General features: G+C 71.6%; 13 protein-coding genes. 6 read left to right on the plus strand and 7 right to left on the minus strand.

Annotation, left to right across the window (positions count from 1 at the left end):
- Window position 1: 1 nt before the first annotated feature.
- On the plus strand, window positions 2–775 hold the full coding sequence (locus tag ACFC0G_RS21865; protein WP_376405774.1) for a sugar phosphate isomerase/epimerase family protein: 774 nt from the start codon (window positions 2–4) through the stop codon (window positions 773–775).
- A gap of 46 nt (window positions 776–821) precedes the next feature.
- Here ACFC0G_RS21865 and ACFC0G_RS21870 read toward each other — a convergent pair whose 3' ends face one another.
- Window positions 822–1,283 carry a DUF937 domain-containing protein gene (locus ACFC0G_RS21870; protein ID WP_376405661.1) on the minus strand — a complete coding sequence of 154 codons (462 nt, stop codon included), beginning with the start codon at window positions 1,281–1,283 and terminating at the stop codon, window positions 822–824.
- A gap of 88 nt (window positions 1,284–1,371) precedes the next feature.
- Here ACFC0G_RS21870 and ACFC0G_RS21875 point away from each other — a divergent pair, with 88 nt between their 5' ends.
- The 3 genes from ACFC0G_RS21875 to ACFC0G_RS21885 all read left to right on the plus strand — a co-directional run bounded on the left by ACFC0G_RS21875 (window position 1,372) and on the right by ACFC0G_RS21885 (window position 5,542).
- Complete coding sequence (locus ACFC0G_RS21875; protein WP_376405663.1) at window positions 1,372–1,773, plus strand: RidA family protein; 402 nt, start codon at window positions 1,372–1,374, stop codon at window positions 1,771–1,773.
- Window positions 1,774–1,847: 74 nt separating this feature from the next.
- On the plus strand, window positions 1,848–4,073 hold the full coding sequence (locus ACFC0G_RS21880) for an ATP-dependent RecD-like DNA helicase (protein WP_376405665.1): 2,226 nt from the start codon (window positions 1,848–1,850) through the stop codon (window positions 4,071–4,073).
- A 179-nt stretch (window positions 4,074–4,252) separates the two neighbouring features.
- Window positions 4,253–5,542 carry a citrate synthase gene (locus ACFC0G_RS21885; protein WP_351809704.1) on the plus strand — a complete coding sequence of 430 codons (1,290 nt, stop codon included), beginning with the start codon at window positions 4,253–4,255 and terminating at the stop codon, window positions 5,540–5,542.
- 412 nt (window positions 5,543–5,954) lie between these two features.
- Here ACFC0G_RS21885 and ACFC0G_RS21890 read toward each other — a convergent pair whose 3' ends face one another.
- From ACFC0G_RS21890 to ACFC0G_RS21900, 3 genes are all read right to left on the minus strand, one after another.
- Window positions 5,955–8,168: a heavy metal translocating P-type ATPase gene (locus ACFC0G_RS21890; protein WP_376405668.1), complete on the minus strand. Its 2,214-nt coding sequence runs from the start codon at window positions 8,166–8,168 to the stop codon at window positions 5,955–5,957.
- Between the two features lie 75 nt (window positions 8,169–8,243).
- Window positions 8,244–8,468 (minus strand): heavy-metal-associated domain-containing protein, encoded by a 225-nt coding sequence (locus ACFC0G_RS21895; protein WP_376405670.1) that lies wholly within the window; start codon window positions 8,466–8,468, stop codon window positions 8,244–8,246.
- Between the two features lie 47 nt (window positions 8,469–8,515).
- The gene (locus ACFC0G_RS21900) at window positions 8,516–9,457 is read right to left on the minus strand and encodes a PrsW family intramembrane metalloprotease (protein ID WP_376405672.1); all 942 of its coding nucleotides are present in this window, start codon (window positions 9,455–9,457) and stop codon (window positions 8,516–8,518) included.
- Window positions 9,458–9,521: 64 nt separating this feature from the next.
- Between ACFC0G_RS21900 and ACFC0G_RS21905 the strand changes: the two genes are divergently transcribed.
- The gene (locus ACFC0G_RS21905) at window positions 9,522–10,736 is read left to right on the plus strand and encodes a cation:proton antiporter (RefSeq protein ID WP_376405674.1); all 1,215 of its coding nucleotides are present in this window, start codon (window positions 9,522–9,524) and stop codon (window positions 10,734–10,736) included.
- On the opposite strand, the gene ACFC0G_RS21910 is transcribed toward ACFC0G_RS21905, so the two are convergent.
- The gene (locus tag ACFC0G_RS21910) at window positions 10,714–11,403 is read right to left on the minus strand and encodes a TetR/AcrR family transcriptional regulator (RefSeq protein WP_376405676.1); all 690 of its coding nucleotides are present in this window, start codon (window positions 11,401–11,403) and stop codon (window positions 10,714–10,716) included. The genes ACFC0G_RS21905 and ACFC0G_RS21910 overlap by 23 nt on opposite strands.
- A gap of 165 nt (window positions 11,404–11,568) precedes the next feature.
- Here ACFC0G_RS21910 and ACFC0G_RS21915 point away from each other — a divergent pair, with 165 nt between their 5' ends.
- Window positions 11,569–13,863: an MMPL family transporter gene (locus ACFC0G_RS21915; protein ID WP_376405678.1), complete on the plus strand. Its 2,295-nt coding sequence runs from the start codon at window positions 11,569–11,571 to the stop codon at window positions 13,861–13,863.
- A 98-nt stretch (window positions 13,864–13,961) separates the two neighbouring features.
- Here the strand turns inward: ACFC0G_RS21915 and ACFC0G_RS21920 are convergent, their stop codons facing one another.
- On the minus strand, window positions 13,962–14,159 hold the full coding sequence (locus ACFC0G_RS21920; protein ID WP_376405680.1) for a helix-turn-helix transcriptional regulator: 198 nt from the start codon (window positions 14,157–14,159) through the stop codon (window positions 13,962–13,964).
- 262 nt (window positions 14,160–14,421) lie between these two features.
- A complete protein-coding gene (locus ACFC0G_RS21925) occupies window positions 14,422–15,396 on the minus strand; it encodes a sugar phosphate isomerase/epimerase family protein (protein ID WP_376405682.1) in 975 nt (324 codons plus the stop codon).
- Between the last annotated feature and the right edge of the window lie 104 nt (window positions 15,397–15,500).

Below are 15,500 nucleotides of genomic sequence, written 5' to 3' on the forward strand. Positions count from 1 at the left end.
GATGACCGTCAAGCAGCTCGCCCTGCCCGAACTGGTCGCGGAGTGCGTCCGGCTCGGCGTCCCGGGCGTCGGCCTGTGGCGCGAACCCGTCCAGGAGTACGGGGTCGAGGCGGCGGCCGCTCTCGTACGGGACGCGGGCCTCGCCGTCACCACCCTCTGCCGGGGCGGGTTCTTCACCGCGGACGGCTGGGAGGCGGAGAACCGCGCCGCCATCGACGAGGCCGTGACGCTCGGCACCGACACCCTCGTCCTGGTCTCCGGCGGCCTCACCCCCGCCTGTCCCGACCTGCCCTCCGCGCGGGCCCGGATCGCCGAGGCCATCGGGGCACTCGCCCCGTACGCGGGGGAGCGCGGCGTCCGCCTCGCCATCGAGCCGCTGCACCCGATGTACGCCTCCGACCGCTGCGCGGTCTCCACGCTCGATCAGGCCCTGGACATCGCGGAGCGGTTCCCGGCCGAGCAGGTGGGCGTCACCGTCGACACGTACCACCTCTGGTGGGACGACCGGGCCCCGGCCGCGGTGGAACGCGCGGGCGCGGCGGGCCGCGTCCACTCCTTCCAGCTCGCCGACTGGACGACCCCGCTCCCGGCGGGAGTCCTCAACGGCCGGGGCCAGTTGGGCACGGGCGCGATCGACCTCCGGGCCTGGGCGGACCTCGTCGAGAAGGCCGGCTACACCGGCCCGGTCGAGGTGGAACTCTTCAACGACGAACTGTGGGCACGGGACGGCGTCGAGGTCCTGGAGGAGACCCTGGAACGCTTCCTGGCGGTCTGAGAGTGCCGCGAACGGTACGGCTTGCCTGAGGCTTCGAGGCCGGCGGCTACTTCTTGCCGCCGCCCAGCAGGTCGCCCAGGCCGTCGCCGCCCTTCTTCGCGGCGGCGCGCTTGGTGAGGGCGGCGACGATGACCGGGACCAGGATGTCGACGGCGCGGTCGACCGTCGCGGGCGGCAGGCCGGTGCGCTTGGCGACCGCGCTCGCCGCCGGGCGGGCGAGCTTGGCGAGCACCCCGGCCATCAGGCCCCCGGCCGCCAGGCCGCCGAGCGTGGCGACGCCCTGGAGCGGCGGCTCGGCCGACGCGACCTCGTCGACGGCGGCCCGGACCTCGTCCGCGCTGGCCGGCTCGGCCGCCGCCTGGCGCAGCTCGCCGGAGAGCTCCGTGACCGAACTGTCCACGAGCTCCTGGGCCCCGGTGGCGTCGGTCCCGAGCAGCCCGGCGATCTCCTGGAGCCGGTCGTCGCCGAGCTCGGTCAGGACGTCGTCCTGGAAGGAAGGTTCACTCATGCCGGAAACGCTAGGCGGGGAGCGGTGGGACGGCACGTCGGGAGAATCTCCGTTGCCGGGCTGCCGGACGGACGTCACGATGAGGGCCATGACAACGGAGATACGGCGCGTCAATCCGGAAGGCCTGCACCCGACCCCCGGATACCACCACGTCACGGTCGTGGAGACGGGCCGTACGGCCTACCTGGCCGGGCAGTGCCCCCTGGGGCCGGACGGCACGCTCGTCGGGGACGACGTGGACGGACAGGTCGACCAGATCGTGGCCAACGCCCTGGCCGCGCTGGCGGCCGTCGGTGCGACGCCGGACCGGGTCGTCAGGTCCGTGATCTACGTCGTGAGCGACGAGCGGCCGGTACTCGCCGCCGTCTGGGCACGGCTCAGCGCGTCCGCCCTCGGTCCGGCGTTCACCACGGCGAGCACGCTGCTCGGGGTCGCGCAGCTCGGATTCCCCGGACAGCGGGTCGAACTGGACCTCACCGCGGCGCTCTGAGCTTCCCGGCACCCCGGGACGCGAGTTGTCCACAGGGCGTCCCGGGTGTCCGAGGCCTTCGCTACGGTCGGTGCATGTCGAACGAGGGTCGCGGTCCGGCAGTGCTCGAAGGGGTGCTGGAGCGGATCACCTATGCCAACGAGGAGAGCGGGTACACGGTCGCCCGCGTCGACACCGGGCGCGGCGCCGGCGACCTCCTCACGGTCGTCGGTGCGCTGCTCGGCGCCCAGCCGGGGGAGTCGCTGCGGATGGAGGGCCGCTGGGGGTCCCACCCGCAGTACGGCAAGCAGTTCACCGTCGACAACTACACGACGATCCTCCCGGCGACGATCCAGGGCATCCGCCGCTATCTCGGCTCCGGTCTCGTGAAGGGCATCGGCCCGGTCTTCGCCGACCGCATCACGCAGCACTTCGGGCTCGACACCCTCGACATCCTCGAAGAGTCCCCCGCGCGTCTGATCGAGGTCCCGGGTCTGGGCCCCAAGCGCACCGGGAACATCACGGCGGCCTGGGAGGAGCAGAAGGCGATCAAGGAGGTCATGGTCTTCCTCCAGGGAGTGGGCGTCTCCACCTCCATCGCGGTCCGGATCTACAAGAAGTACGGGGACGCCTCCATCTCCGTCGTGAAGAACCAGCCCTACCGGCTCGCCGCCGACGTGTGGGGCATCGGCTTCCTCACCGCCGACCGCATCGCGCAGGCCGTCGGCATCCCGCACGACAGCCCGGACCGGGTGAAGGCCGGCCTGCAGTACGCCTTGTCGCAATCCACCGATCAGGGCCACTGCTTCCTGCCCGAGGAGCGGCTGATCGCCGACGCCGTCAAGCTCCTCCAGGTCGACACGGGGCTCGTCATCGAGTGCCTGGCCGAGCTCGCGGAGGACCCCGAGGGGGTCGTACGGGAGTCGGTGCCCGGCCCCGAGGGGGTGCCGGTCACCGCCGTGTACCTGGTGCCCTTCCACCGCGCCGAGCTGTCGCTCGCGGGGCAGCTCGGCCGGCTCCTGCGGACCGGCGAGGACCGCATGCCCGCCTTCCGGGACGTGGCCTGGGACAAGGCGCTGGCCTGGCTCGCCGAGCGCACCGGGGCCACGCTCGCGCCCGAGCAGGAGGAGGCGGTCCGGCTCGCCCTGACCTGCAAGGTCGCGGTCCTCACCGGCGGCCCCGGCTGCGGCAAGTCCTTCACGGTCCGCTCGATCGTGGAGCTGGCCCGGGCCAAGAAGGCCAAGGTGGTCCTCGCCGCGCCCACCGGCCGGGCCGCCAAGCGGCTCGCCGAGCTGACCGGCGCGGAGGCCTCCACCGTCCACCGGCTCCTGGAGCTCAAACCGGGCGGGGACGCGGCCTACGACCGGGACCGGCCGCTCGACGCCGACCTGGTCGTCGTCGACGAGGCCTCCATGCTCGACCTGCTCCTGGCGAACAAGCTGGTCAAGGCCGTGGCACCCGGTGCCCACCTGCTCCTCGTGGGGGACGTCGACCAGCTCCCCTCGGTCGGCGCGGGCGAGGTCCTCGGCGACCTGCTGGCCCCCGGCAGCCCCGTACCCGCCGTGCGGCTGACCCGGATCTTCCGGCAGGCCCAGCAGTCCGGGGTCGTCACCAACGCGCACCGGATCAACTCCGGCACGCCGCCCCTCACCCAGGGCCTGCCGGACTTCTTCCTCTTCGTCGAGGAGGAGACCGAGGACGCCGCGCGGGTCGCCGTGGAGGTCGCGGCCCGCCGCATTCCGGCCAAGTTCGGCCTCGACCCGCGCAGGGACGTCCAGGTCCTGGCCCCCATGCACCGGGGTCCGGCGGGCGCGGGTTCGCTCAACGGACTGCTCCAGCAGGCGATCACCCCGGCCCGCCCCGACCTGCCCGAGAAGCGGTTCGGCGGCCGGGTCTTCCGGGTCGGCGACAAGGTCACCCAGATCAGGAACAACTATGACAAGGGGGCGAACGGCGTCTTCAACGGCACGGTCGGCGTCGTCACCGCCCTGGACGCCGTCGAGCAGCGGCTGACCGTGCGCACGGACGAGGACGAGGAGGTGCCGTACGACTTCGACGAGCTGGACGAACTCGCCCACGCGTACGCGGTCACCATCCACCGCTCGCAGGGAAGCGAGTATCCGGCGGTGGTGATCCCCGTCACCATGAGCGCCTGGATGATGCTCCAGCGGAATCTGCTCTACACGGCCGTGACGAGGGCCAAGAAGCTGGTCGTCCTGGTCGGCTCGCGCCGGGCGATAGCCCAGGCGGTCCGCACGGTGTCGGCGGGCAGGCGCTTTACCGCACTGTCTCATCGCCTCACAGGTGGAGCTCCGGTGTGAAAGATCACGGAGGTCTACCGGAACCGGGGCGAAGGGGGCAGGATATGAAGGTTGGCGGCACTGAGTGCCGCCGATTGGCCCAATGGTCGACCCCGAGTGCACTCTCCTGAGCCAAATGGGGGATGGTAGAGACAGTCAGGGCACCTCGAAGAAGAGGCACTACGTCGGTGAGGGATGACGTGAGCGACAACTCTGTAGTACTGCGGTACGCGGACGGTGAATACACCTACCCGGTGGTCGAGAGCACCGTCGGCGACAAGGGCTTCGATATCGGGAAACTCCGAGCCCAGACCGGTCTGGTCACCCTGGACAGCGGATACGGCAACACCGCCGCCTATAAATCCGCGATCACCTACCTCGATGGTGAGCAGGGGATCCTGCGGTACCGCGGCTACCCCATCGAGCAGCTGGCCGAGCGCTCCACCTTCCTTGAGGTGGCGTACCTGCTGATCAACGGTGAGCTGCCCAAGGTCGACGAGCTGTCGACCTTCAAGAACGAGATCACGCAGCACACGCTCGTCCACGAGGACGTCAAGAACTTCTTCCGCGGTTTCCCGCGGGACGCCCACCCGATGGCGATGCTGTCGTCGGTGGTCTCCGCGCTGTCCACCTTCTACCAGGACAGCCACAACCCGTTCGACGAGAAGCAGCGCCACCTCTCCACGATCCGGCTGCTCGCCAAGCTTCCGACGATCGCGGCGTACGCGTACAAGAAGTCGATCGGCCACCCCTTCGTCTACCCGCGCAACGACCTCGGGTACGTCGAGAACTTCCTGCGCATGACCTTCTCGGTCCCGGCGCAGGAGTACGACCTGGACCCGGTCGTCGTCGCCGCGCTCGAAAAGCTGCTGATCCTGCACGCGGACCACGAGCAGAACTGTTCGACGTCCACCGTGCGTCTGGTCGGCTCCTCGCAGGCGAACATGTTCGCCTCGATCTCCGCCGGCATCTCGGCCCTGTGGGGCCCGCTGCACGGTGGCGCCAACCAGTCGGTCCTGGAGATGCTGGAAGGCATCCAGGCCAACGGCGGCGATGTCGACTCCTTCATCCGCAAGGTGAAGAACAAGGAGGACGGCGTCCGCCTGATGGGCTTCGGCCACCGGGTGTACAAGTCCTTCGACCCGCGCGCCAAGATCATCAAGGCGGCGGCGCACGATGTCCTCTCGGCGCTCGGCAAGGACGACGCGCTGCTCGACATCGCGCTCAAGCTGGAGGAGCACGCGCTCTCGGACGAGTACTTCGTCTCGCGCAACCTCTACCCGAACGTGGACTTCTACACGGGCCTGATCTACCGCGCCATGGGCTTCCCGACCGAGATGTTCACCGTGCTCTTCGCGCTCGGCCGGCTTCCCGGCTGGATCGCCCAGTGGCACGAGATGATCAAGGAGCCGGGCTCCCGCATCGGCCGCCCGCGCCAGATCTACACGGGCGAGGTCCTCCGCGACTTCGTCCCGGTCGAGGCCCGCTAGTCCGGTTCAGGACCTGACCGCGCCCCGGAGGCGAACCGAGCCTTAAAAGAAAGCAGGAAGCGCCCCGCCGCCGATCCCCCCACGGGTCGACGGTCGGGGCGCTTCCCATATCCCCCGGTGCGGATTCCCCCCACGGGATCCGGGCCGGGCGTCTGCCGGCGTCAGCAGTAGCTGCGCGGTCGGGCGCGGGGCGGTCTGCCGGGGTACGTACGGGAGGGCCGCTCAAAGCTCCCCGGTGCACGTGCCCCGGCCAACGCTTGCCTAGGAACGTCCCCCAAGACATTCCATGAACGTCCCCCAAGACGTTCTCGGCATCGCCCACTTAGACTCGCGAACAGCCCAGATGGTTACCCCCCAATATCTGTGATCTAGATCTCTTTGTGAAGGTCCTGTGCGTCACGTGTAGGTCAATTCACGTGAAGCGCCGCAGTCGCAGGCTGTTGGATACGACGAAGACGGACGAAAAGGCCATCGCGGCCCCCGCGATCATCGGGTTGAGCAGTCCGGCCGCCGCCAGGGGCAGGGCGGCGACGTTGTAGCCGAAGGCCCAGCCGAGGTTGCCCTTGATCGTCGCCAGGGTGCGGCGGGAGAGCCGGATGGCGTCCGCCGCGACGCGCAGGTCGCCGCGGACCAGCGTCAGGTCGCTCGCCTCGATGGCCGCGTCCGTGCCCGTCCCCATCGCCAGGCCGAGGTCCGCGGTGGCGAGGGCGGCGGCGTCGTTGACCCCGTCGCCGACCATCGCGACCGTCCTGCCCTCCTCCTGGAGCCGCCGGATCACCCCGGCCTTCTCCTCGGGGAGCACCTCGGCGATCACCTCGTCGATGCCGACCTCCGCCGCGACGGCCTCCGCGACCGCCCGGTGGTCCCCGGTGAGCAGGATCGGGTGGAGTCCCAGGCCGCGCAGCCGGGCGACCGCCTCGGCGCTGGTGTCCTTGACGGTGTCGGCGACGGTCAGGGTGCCGCGGGCGACCCCGTCCCAGGCGACGTGGACGGCGCCGGGCTCCGCGGCGGCGGGCGCCTCGACGCCCTCGGCCGTGAGGAGGGCGGCGCGGCCGACGAGGACGAGCCGGCCGTCGACGGAGCCGCGGACGCCGAGCCCGGGGACGTTCTCGAAGGTCTTCGGTACGGGGAGCTCGCCGCACCGCTCGGCGGCGCCGGCCGCGACCGCGCGGGCGACCGGGTGCTCGGAGGAGTGTTCCAGGGCGCCCGCGAGGCGCAGCAGCTCGGTCTCGTCGGTGCCCGAGGTGCCGTAACCGCCGCCGTACACGTGCACGCCGGTCAGCCGCATCCGGCCGGTGGTGACCGTCCCCGTCTTGTCGAGGACGACGGTGTCGACGCGGCGGGTGGACTCCAGGACCTCGGGGCCCTTGATCAGGATGCCGAGCTGGGCGCCGCGTCCCGTGCCGACCATCAGCGCGGTCGGGGTCGCGAGGCCCAGGGCGCAGGGGCAGGCGATGATCAGGACGGCGACGGCGGCGGTGAACGAGGCGGTCGGGTCGTCTGTGAGCAGGAGCCACGTGACGAGGGTGCCGAGCGCGATGAGCAGCACGACCGGGACGAAGACGGCGGAGATCCGGTCGGCGAGCCGCTGCACCTCGGCCTTGCCGTTCTGGGCGTCCTCGACGAGCTTCGCCATGCGGGCGAGCCGGGTGTCGGCGCCGACGGCGGCGGCCCGGACGACGAGCCGGCCCGAGACGTTGACGCAGCCGCCGGTCACCTCGGAGCCCTCGGTGACGTCCAGCGGCATCGATTCGCCGGTGAGGAGGGAGGCGTCGACGGCCGACGCGCCCGCGGTGACGGTGCCGTCGGTGGCGATCTTCTCCCCGGGGCGTACGACGAAGAGGTCGCCGGCCCGCAGCTCGGTGACCGGGATCCGTACTTCCGTGCTTCCGCGCAGGACGGCGACGTCCTTGGCGCCGAGCTCCATCAGGGCCCGCAGCGCGGCGCCCGCCTTCCGCTTGGCGCGGGCCTCCAGGTAGCGGCCGAGCAGGATGAAGGTGATGACCCCGGCCGCGACCTCCAGGTAGATGGTGGAGGCGCCTTGGGAGCGGTCCACGGTGAGGTCGAAGCCGTGGCGCATGCCGGGCATGCCGGCGTCGCCGAGGAAGAGGGCCCAGAGCGACCAGCCGTAGGCGGCGAGGGTGCCGACCGAGACGAGGGTGTCCATGGTGGCGGCGCCGTGCCGGAGGTTGGTCCAGGCGGCCCGGTGGAAGGGCAGCCCGCCCCAGACGACGACGGGGGAGGCGAGGGTGAGCGAGAGCCACTGCCAGTTGTCGAACTGGAGCGAGGGGACCATGGCGAGCAGGATCACGGGCGCGGCGAGGACGGCGGAGACGGTCAGCCGCTGCCGGAGGGAGGCGAGTTCGGGGTCCTCCCGGGGGGCCTCGTCGGGCTCGGGCTCGGGCTCCGGCGGCAGGGGTTCCTCGGCGGTGTAGCCGGTCTTGACGACGGTGGCGATCAGGTCGCCGACCGGGAGCTCCGGGGGATGTTCGACGCGTGCCTTCTCGGTGGCGTAGTTGACCGTCGCGGTCACCCCGTCCATCCGGTTGAGCTTCTTCTCGACGCGGGCCGCGCAGGAGGCACAGGTCATGCCACCGATCGTCAGCTCGGTGATCGTGGACGTCATGAGTGCTTCCCAACGAGAGCAGGGCCGTACCCGGTAACGGTACGGCCCTGCGCGGTGTTGACGAGAAGGGGTCGGTCAGACGAGTTCGTAGCCGGCCTCGTCGACGGCGGCGCGCACGGCCTCCACGTCGAGCGGGGCGTCGGAGACGACGGTGACCTCGCCGGTCTTGGCGACGGCGGTGACCGAGGAGACGCCGGGGATCTCGGAGATCTCGCCGGAGACCGCGCCCTCGCAGTGGCCGCAGGTCATGCCCTTGACCTGGTAGACGGTGGTGAGTTCGGTCTTCGTCTCGGCGGACATGGCGCGCTCCTTCGGGGTTCAGGTCCTTACCCAACCAGGTTATACCCCTAGGGGGTATAAATTCCACTCCTGTCCCGGTCGCGCCGCGCGAGTGATCTCAGCCAGGCGAGTCCCGCCAGGGTCACCAGGACGAGCCCGCCCACCGAGAAGAGGGTGAAGAGGTGCTCCTGCTGCGAGGTGGGCTGCGGGAGGTACCCCTGGGCGAAGAGCGAGCGGTCGAGGTCGGTGGTGGTCATGCGCAGCACCAGCCAGAGCGCGATGCCGTGCATGGAGTCCCAGAGCGCGTGCAGCACCGCGACCCCGAGGTACGTGCCGATGACGGGCCCCGCGAAGCGGAAGCGGCCGTCGGGGCGGCGGTAGGCGAGCAGGACCGCGCCGGCGATCGCCGTCCACAGGCCGTGGCCGAAGGGGGCGAGCACCCCGCGCAGGATCTCGGTTTCCAGGAGGGAGCGCAGGTCGATGCCGTCCATGGTGACGGCGGCGTTGAAGGCGTACCCGGCGCTCTCGAAGGCGGCGAAGCCGAAGCCGACCGTGCCGCCGAGGACGAGTCCGGCGCGGATGCCGCGCAGCCGCGGATAGCGGCGTACGACGAACATCAGGGCCGCCAGCTTCACGGCCTCCTCGATCAGCCCGACCCCCAGGAACATCCAGAGGGAGGGGTGGAGCAGGTAGTACTCCATGACGGAGGCGCCGAGAACGCCGAGGATGCCGCCGGTGAGGAAGCAGCCGAGGATCACCGGCACGCCGAAGTCCTGGCCGTGCCGCTCGTACGCCCAGAGCACGAAGACCGCCGGGACGAGGAAGCTGCCGAGCAGGATGAGGGTGGGGAGCAGGGTGGTGTTCTCGGTGGCGTACGTGACGACCGCCGTCAGGATCCAGAGCGCCAGGCCGCCCCACAGGCAGCGCTTCCACAGTCCGGGGCGCGGCTGCGGGGTGGGCGGGGCCGCCGGCGGCGGGGGCGTCTGTGTGGTGGGTGGGTACTCGTGCACCGGAAGACCTCCAAGTCCCTCCGCCGACAGGTCATCTGACCGGAGCTTATGGTAAATACCCGTTATGTCGCATTCGGGGACCACGCTCATCCTGATCATGGCGATCGCCGTCCTGGCGCCGCTGCTCGCCTACGGGGTGGGACGCCGGATCCCCGTACCCCTGGTCATCTTCGAGATCCTGCTCGGCATCCTCATCGGCCCCGACGTGCTCGGCTGGGCCCACCCCGACGCGCTGATCGACGGCCTCTCGGAGCTCGGCCTCACCATGCTGATCTTCCTCGCGGGGTACGAGATCGAGTTCGGCAAGGTCCGCGGCGACACCCTCAAGCGCGCCGTCTGGGCCTGGGTCGCCGCCCTCGTGCTGGGGCTCGGCACCGGGATCCTGCTGGGCGGCGGCTATGCCAAGGGCGTCTTCATCGGGGTGGCGCTGACCAGCACCGCGCTCGGCACCGTCCTGCCCGTGCTGCGGGACGCGGGCGAGCTCCACGGCCGGTTCGGCTCGGTCGTCATGGCCTTCGGCGCGGTGGGCGAGTTCGGCCCGATCATCGCGATGGCGCTGCTGCTCAGCGGGCGCGCCGCCGCCGAGTCGACCGTGCTCCTCGCGGTCTTCGCCGCGCTCACGGCCGCCGCCGTCTTCTGGGCGCTGCGCCCGCGCCCGCCGTGGTTCTCCCGGATCATCGCCAAGACCCTGCACAGCAGCGGCCAGTTCGCCGTCCGCTTCGTCTTCCTGCTGCTCGCCCTGATGCTGGGGGCCTCGACGGCGCTCGGGCTCGACGTGCTGCTCGGCGCCTTCGCGGCCGGGCTCATCACCCGGCTCGTGCTGACCGGGGCCGCGCCCCAGGCGGGCCCGGAGATCCTGGAGAAGATCGAGGCCGTCGGCTTCGGCTTCCTCGTCCCGGTCTTCTTCGTCGTCACCGGGATCGAGTTCGACCTGGACTCGCTGCTCTCCGGCGGCCGGACCCTGCTCCTGCTCCCGGTCTTCCTGCTGCTCTTCCTGGTCGTGCGCGGCGGGCCGATCTGGTTCCTCGCCCCGCGCGACCTCGACCGCAAGGACCGGGGCGGGCTCGTCCTCTACGGCTCCACGGCGCTGCCGCTCGTCGTCGCGATCACGACCATCGGCGTGGACGACCACGAGCTGACGGCGGGCGACGCGGCGGCGCTCGTCGGGGCCGGCATGGCCTCCGTCCTCGTCTTCCCGCTGCTCGCGCTGAAGCTGCGGGCGCGGGCGGGGGAGAAGGCGCTGCCCTCCGAGGCGGTCAGGGGTTCCGAGGCGTGGTGAGCCCGGCGCGGGTGGCGACGGCGGCGTCGCCGATGACCGGGTCGAGGTAGCGCAGGAGGACGAGCTTCAGCTCGGCGACGGTGGCGTCCCGCTCGGGCCCCTCGGGGGCGGCGAGGACCAGGGCGAGGCCGCCCTTGAAGACCGCGAAGGCCATGTCGGCGATCCGGACGCACTCCTCGGTCGGGCGGCCCGGGAGGTAGTGCGTGATCAGGAGGCGGACCCGCTCGATCAGCGAGGCGTGCAGGGCGTCGTGCTCCTCCGCGATCCGGCCGGGGATCTCGGAGCCGTGCATCAGGGCGAGGAAGACGGGGTTGGCGCAGTTGAACTCGATCAGCGGGTCGACGATCGCGTCGAGCAGCAGGGGCAGCGGCAGGGACAGGTTCTCCGGGGTGAAGACCTGGCCGTGGGCCTCGCGCATCTCGTGCATGAGGCGGCCGCCGAGCTCTATGGCGATGGCTTCCTTGTTCGGGAAGTACTGGTAGAGCGTGCCGGGCGAGACGTGTGCCTCGCGGGCGATCGCGTTGGTGCTGGCCGCCGTGTAGCCGTTCGCGCAGAAGACGTTCGCGGCGGCCTGGAGCAGCTGCGTGATGCGGCGCTCGCCGCGCGCCTGATGGCGGCGCGGCTTCGGTTCCTCGGACATCTCGGGCTTCTCGCGCTTCTCGGACATGGCTGTCCCCAGCTCTCCTCGCGACACGTTTGACAAATGCGAGAGGTCGCTCGCATTCTTGGAAAACGCGAGTGATCACTCGTGTTTGTCATTCTATGGCAATGGGCGACCCATGTGACCTGCCGGGAAGCGCGCACATGGGTCAGGTGAAGGGGACACCGCGTCATGGCCGAAGTCAAGAAATCCACACCCGGTGGGGGTACGGGCGGCGGGTGGACGCGGTTCGTCACCGCCCGGCCGCGCCTCACGCTCCTCGTGGCGCTCGTGCTCACCGCCCTCGCCGTCCTGGCGGGCGGCGGCGTCGCCGACCGGATGGGCAGCGGCGGCTGGGAGGACCCGGCCGCCGAGTCCACGTACGCGACGGAGGCGCTGGCCCGGGAGTTCCCCGGCTCGCAGCCGAACCTGCTCCTCCTCCTCGACACCAAGCCCGACACCGAGGAGACCGGGACCGCCGGAGACGCCGGGACCGGCGGGACCGCCGCGGTCGACGCGCCGGCCGTCGCCGCCGAGGCCCGGAAGCTCGCCGAGCGCCTCGACGCCGAGCCGGGCGTCGACGGCGTCGGCTCCTACTGGTCCACCGGCTCGCCCGCCCTCCGCTCCGAGGACGGCCGGCAGGCGGTGATCGCCGCCCGGATCGACGGCGACGAGAAGGACGCCGGCGCCGTCCTCGAACGGATCGCTCCCGAGTACCGGGGCACGCACGGACCCGTCGAGGTCACCCTCGGCGGCGGCCTCGCCGTCCGCCACGAGATGCAGGTGATCATCCAGGAGGACCTGCTGCGGGCCGAGCTCATCGCCCTGCCCCTCACCCTCGTCCTCCTCGTCATGGTCTTCGGCAGCGCCGTCGCCGCCCTCCTGCCGCTCGGCGTCGGCATCGTCGCCATCCTCGGCACCAACGCCGTCCTGCGCGGCATCACCGAGTTCACGGACGTCTCGGTCTTCGCACAGAACCTGACGACCGCCCTCGGCCTCGGACTCGCGATCGACTACGCCCTGTTCGTCGTCCGCCGCTACCGCGAGGAGCTCGCCGCCGGCGCCGACACGTACACCGCCGTCCGCACCACCCTGCGCACGGCGGGGCGGACCGTGCTGTTCTCCGCGCTGACCGTCGCCGTCTCGCTCTCCGCGATGCTCGTCTTCCCGCAGTACTTCCTGCGCTCCTTCGCCTACGCCGGGATAGCCGTCGTCGTCCTCGCCGCGACCGCCGCGCTCACCCTGCTCCCGGCGGCCCTCGTCCTGCTCGGCGACCGGGTCAACGCCCTGGACCTGCGACGCCTCCTCCGGCGCGGCCGGCCGCCCCGCGAGGACACCGCCGACGGATCCGGCTGGGCCCGGGCCGCCGACCTCGTGATGCGCCGCGCGCCGGTCTTCGCCGTCGCCACCGCGGCCGGCCTCGTCCTCCTCGGACTGCCCTTCCTCGGCGTGAAGTTCGGCACCGCCGACGACCGCCAGCTCCCCGTCACCGCCTCCTCCCGGGTCGTCCAGGACCAGCTCCGCGACGGCTTCCCCGGCGACCCCGCCGGCGCGATCACCGTCCTCGCCGAGGGGCGGGCCACCCCCGCCCAGTACGCGGCCTACCGCGAGCGGATCGCCGCCCTCGACGGCGTCGGCCGGGCCGACGGCCCCGTCACCGCGGGCGGCGGCGGCCACGCCTACTTCACCGTCGTGCCCGAGGGCGAGACCGTCGGCCCCGGAGCCCAGCGGGTCGTGAGCGAACTCCGGGCCGCACCCGCGCCCTTCGACACCGCCGTCACCGGACAGGCCGCCGTCCTCGTCGACTCCAAGGACGCCCTCGCCGAGCGGCTGCCCTGGGCGGCGGCGATCGTCGTCCTCGCCACCCTGCTCCTCGTCTTCCTGCTCACCGGCAGCGTCCTGATCCCCGTCCAGGCGGTCGTCCTCAACGCCCTCAGCCTCACGGCGATGTTCGGCGCGGTCGTCTGGGTCTTCCAGGAGGGCCACCTCGCCGGGCTCCTCGGCTTCACCCCCACCGGCGACATCGAGACCACGCTGCCCGTCCTCATGTTCTGCGTGGCCTTCGGGCTCTCCATGGACTACGGCGTCTTCCTGCTCTCCCGCGTCAAGGAGGAGTACGACGCCACCGGCGACCACGAGCACTCCGTCCGCTTCGGGCTGCGCCGCACCGGCGGCCTGATCACCGCCGCCGCCGTGATCCTCGCCGTCGTCATGATCGCGATCGGCACCTCACGGGTCACCAACACCAAGATGCTCGGCCTCGGCGTCGCCCTCGCCGTCCTCATGGACGCGATGGTGGTCCGCAGCCTCCTCGTGCCCGCCGTGATGAAGCTGACCGGCCGCCTCACCTGGTGGGCCCCGGGGCCGCTGCGCCGCTTCCACGACCGCTTCGGCGTCAGCGAGTCGGACGGCCCCGCGCCGCTGCCGGCTCCGGCCGCCGAGGAGACGGCCGAGGAGCTGCGCGAGAGCGCGGCCGCGCCTCGCTGATCACCTGACGGCAGGACGGCCGGCCGGACAGCAGGACGCCGGGCCCCGGAACACTCCGGGACCCGGCGTCCTCGCCCGTCAGGTGCGGACGACAGGCCTCAGTCGCGGCGGGCCCGGTTGCCGGGACGGCTGGCGACCCAGGCGCGGATCGTGTCCGCGTACCAGTAGGGCTTGCCCGACTCGACCTGGTCGGGGGCCGGCAGGAGACCGTGCTTCCGGTACGAGCGCACGGTGTCCGGCTGGACGCGGATGTGCGCGGCGATGTCCTTGTACGACCAGAGCCTCTTGTCCGTCATGCCTGGTACCTCCCTGCGCACCGCGCAGCGGCGGCAGGGGGTGCCGTTCGGGGGCGCTGCGGGCGGGCGTTGGTGATCACTGAGCCTGTGCCCGTTGAACGACCCCTGCCGACAGGAGGAGAGCGGCTGTCGAGCGCCTGTGACGGAAGACCCGCGTAACGGAGACACGCGTGACGGAGCGAGGACCTGTGTGACGGAAGTGATGCATGCGGACGACGGTGTGTCTGCGTGCGTCACCCCTGGTCACACGGGTATGCGCCGGTCACACGCCGCAGGAGCGCAGGAAGCGCCGGGTGCGCAGCGCGATCGGGTACGGAGTGTCCGGCTCGCACGGGTACATGTCCTGCTCGACGATCGCGAAGAGGTCCACGTCCAGGGCCTGCGCGGCGGCGAGCACCGGCTCCAGGGCGGGCACTCCGGACGGCGGTTCGCACATCACGCCCCGCGCCACCGCCGGGCCGAACGGCACCTCCTCGGCCACCACCCGCGCCAGGACCTCCGGATCGACCTGCTTGAGGTGGAGGTAGCCGATCCGTTCCCCGTAACTCTCGATCAGCTTGACGCTGTCCCCGCCCGCGTACGCGTAGTGCCCGGTGTCCAGGCAGAGCGCGACGGCCTCCGGATCGGTGGCGTCGAGGAAGCGCGTCACGCTCTCCTCGCCGTCGAGATGGGTGTCGGCGTGCGGATGGACGACGAGCCGCAGCCCGTACCTCTCCCGCACCTCCCGTCCCAGACGTTCCGTCAGCCGGGTCAGATCCCGCCACTGCTCCGCCGTGAGCGTGTGCTCCTCCAGGACCTCGCCCGTCCGGTCGTCCCGCCAGAACGACGGGATGACGACGAGATGGCCGGCGCCCACGGCCTGGGCGAGCGCGGCGTTCTCGGCGACGTGCGCCCAGGTGCGGTCCCAGACGGCCGGCCCGTGGTGCAGCCCGGTGAAGACCGTCCCCGCCGAGACCCGCAGCCCGCGCCGCGCGGTCTCCTCGATGAGGACGGCGGGATCGGTGGGCAGATAGCCGTACGGCCCGAGCTCGATCCATCCGTATCCCGCGCCGGACACCTCGTCGAGGAAGCGCTGCCAGGGCACCTGCCGCGGATCGTCGGGGAACCACACCCCCCAGGAGTCCGGGGCGGATCCGACGCGGATACGGGACTGCGACTGCGACTGCGACTGTGACGGCGACTGCGCCGGGGACGGTGACGGGGACGGGGGCAACGACGGCTTCGACGGCTTCGTCATGTCTGCCACCTTGGCCGGGGCCCGAGAGGAGCGTCAAGCGGGCAGGCGGACACGCGGACAGGGCGTCCGAATGTCCGGACATGTCGTTGACACGCCTCCGGGCG

This window comes from Streptomyces sp. NPDC056169 (genome assembly GCF_042268445.1).
Taxonomy (GTDB): domain Bacteria; phylum Actinomycetota; class Actinomycetes; order Streptomycetales; family Streptomycetaceae; genus Streptomyces.

Excerpts from the sequence above, each read along its gene's own strand:
- ACFC0G_RS21925 (WP_376405682.1), bottom strand. The coding sequence starts at position 15,396 with ATGACGAAGCCGTCGAAGCCGTCGTTGCCCCCGTCCCCGTCACCGTCC.
- ACFC0G_RS21905 (WP_376405674.1), top strand. The coding sequence starts at position 9,522 with ATGTCGCATTCGGGGACCACGCTCATCCTGATCATGGCGATCGCCGTC.
- ACFC0G_RS21910 (WP_376405676.1), bottom strand. The coding sequence starts at position 11,403 with ATGTCCGAGAAGCGCGAGAAGCCCGAGATGTCCGAGGAACCGAAGCCG.
- ACFC0G_RS21920 (WP_376405680.1), bottom strand. The coding sequence starts at position 14,159 with ATGACGGACAAGAGGCTCTGGTCGTACAAGGACATCGCCGCGCACATC.
- ACFC0G_RS21890 (WP_376405668.1), bottom strand. The coding sequence starts at position 8,168 with ATGACGTCCACGATCACCGAGCTGACGATCGGTGGCATGACCTGTGCC.
- ACFC0G_RS21865 (WP_376405774.1), top strand. The coding sequence starts at position 2 with ATGACCGTCAAGCAGCTCGCCCTGCCCGAACTGGTCGCGGAGTGCGTC.
- ACFC0G_RS21875 (WP_376405663.1), top strand. The coding sequence starts at position 1,372 with ATGACAACGGAGATACGGCGCGTCAATCCGGAAGGCCTGCACCCGACC.
- ACFC0G_RS21880 (WP_376405665.1), top strand. The coding sequence starts at position 1,848 with ATGTCGAACGAGGGTCGCGGTCCGGCAGTGCTCGAAGGGGTGCTGGAG.
- ACFC0G_RS21915 (WP_376405678.1), top strand. The coding sequence starts at position 11,569 with ATGGCCGAAGTCAAGAAATCCACACCCGGTGGGGGTACGGGCGGCGGG.
- ACFC0G_RS21870 (WP_376405661.1), bottom strand. The coding sequence starts at position 1,283 with ATGAGTGAACCTTCCTTCCAGGACGACGTCCTGACCGAGCTCGGCGAC.
- ACFC0G_RS21895 (WP_376405670.1), bottom strand. The coding sequence starts at position 8,468 with ATGTCCGCCGAGACGAAGACCGAACTCACCACCGTCTACCAGGTCAAG.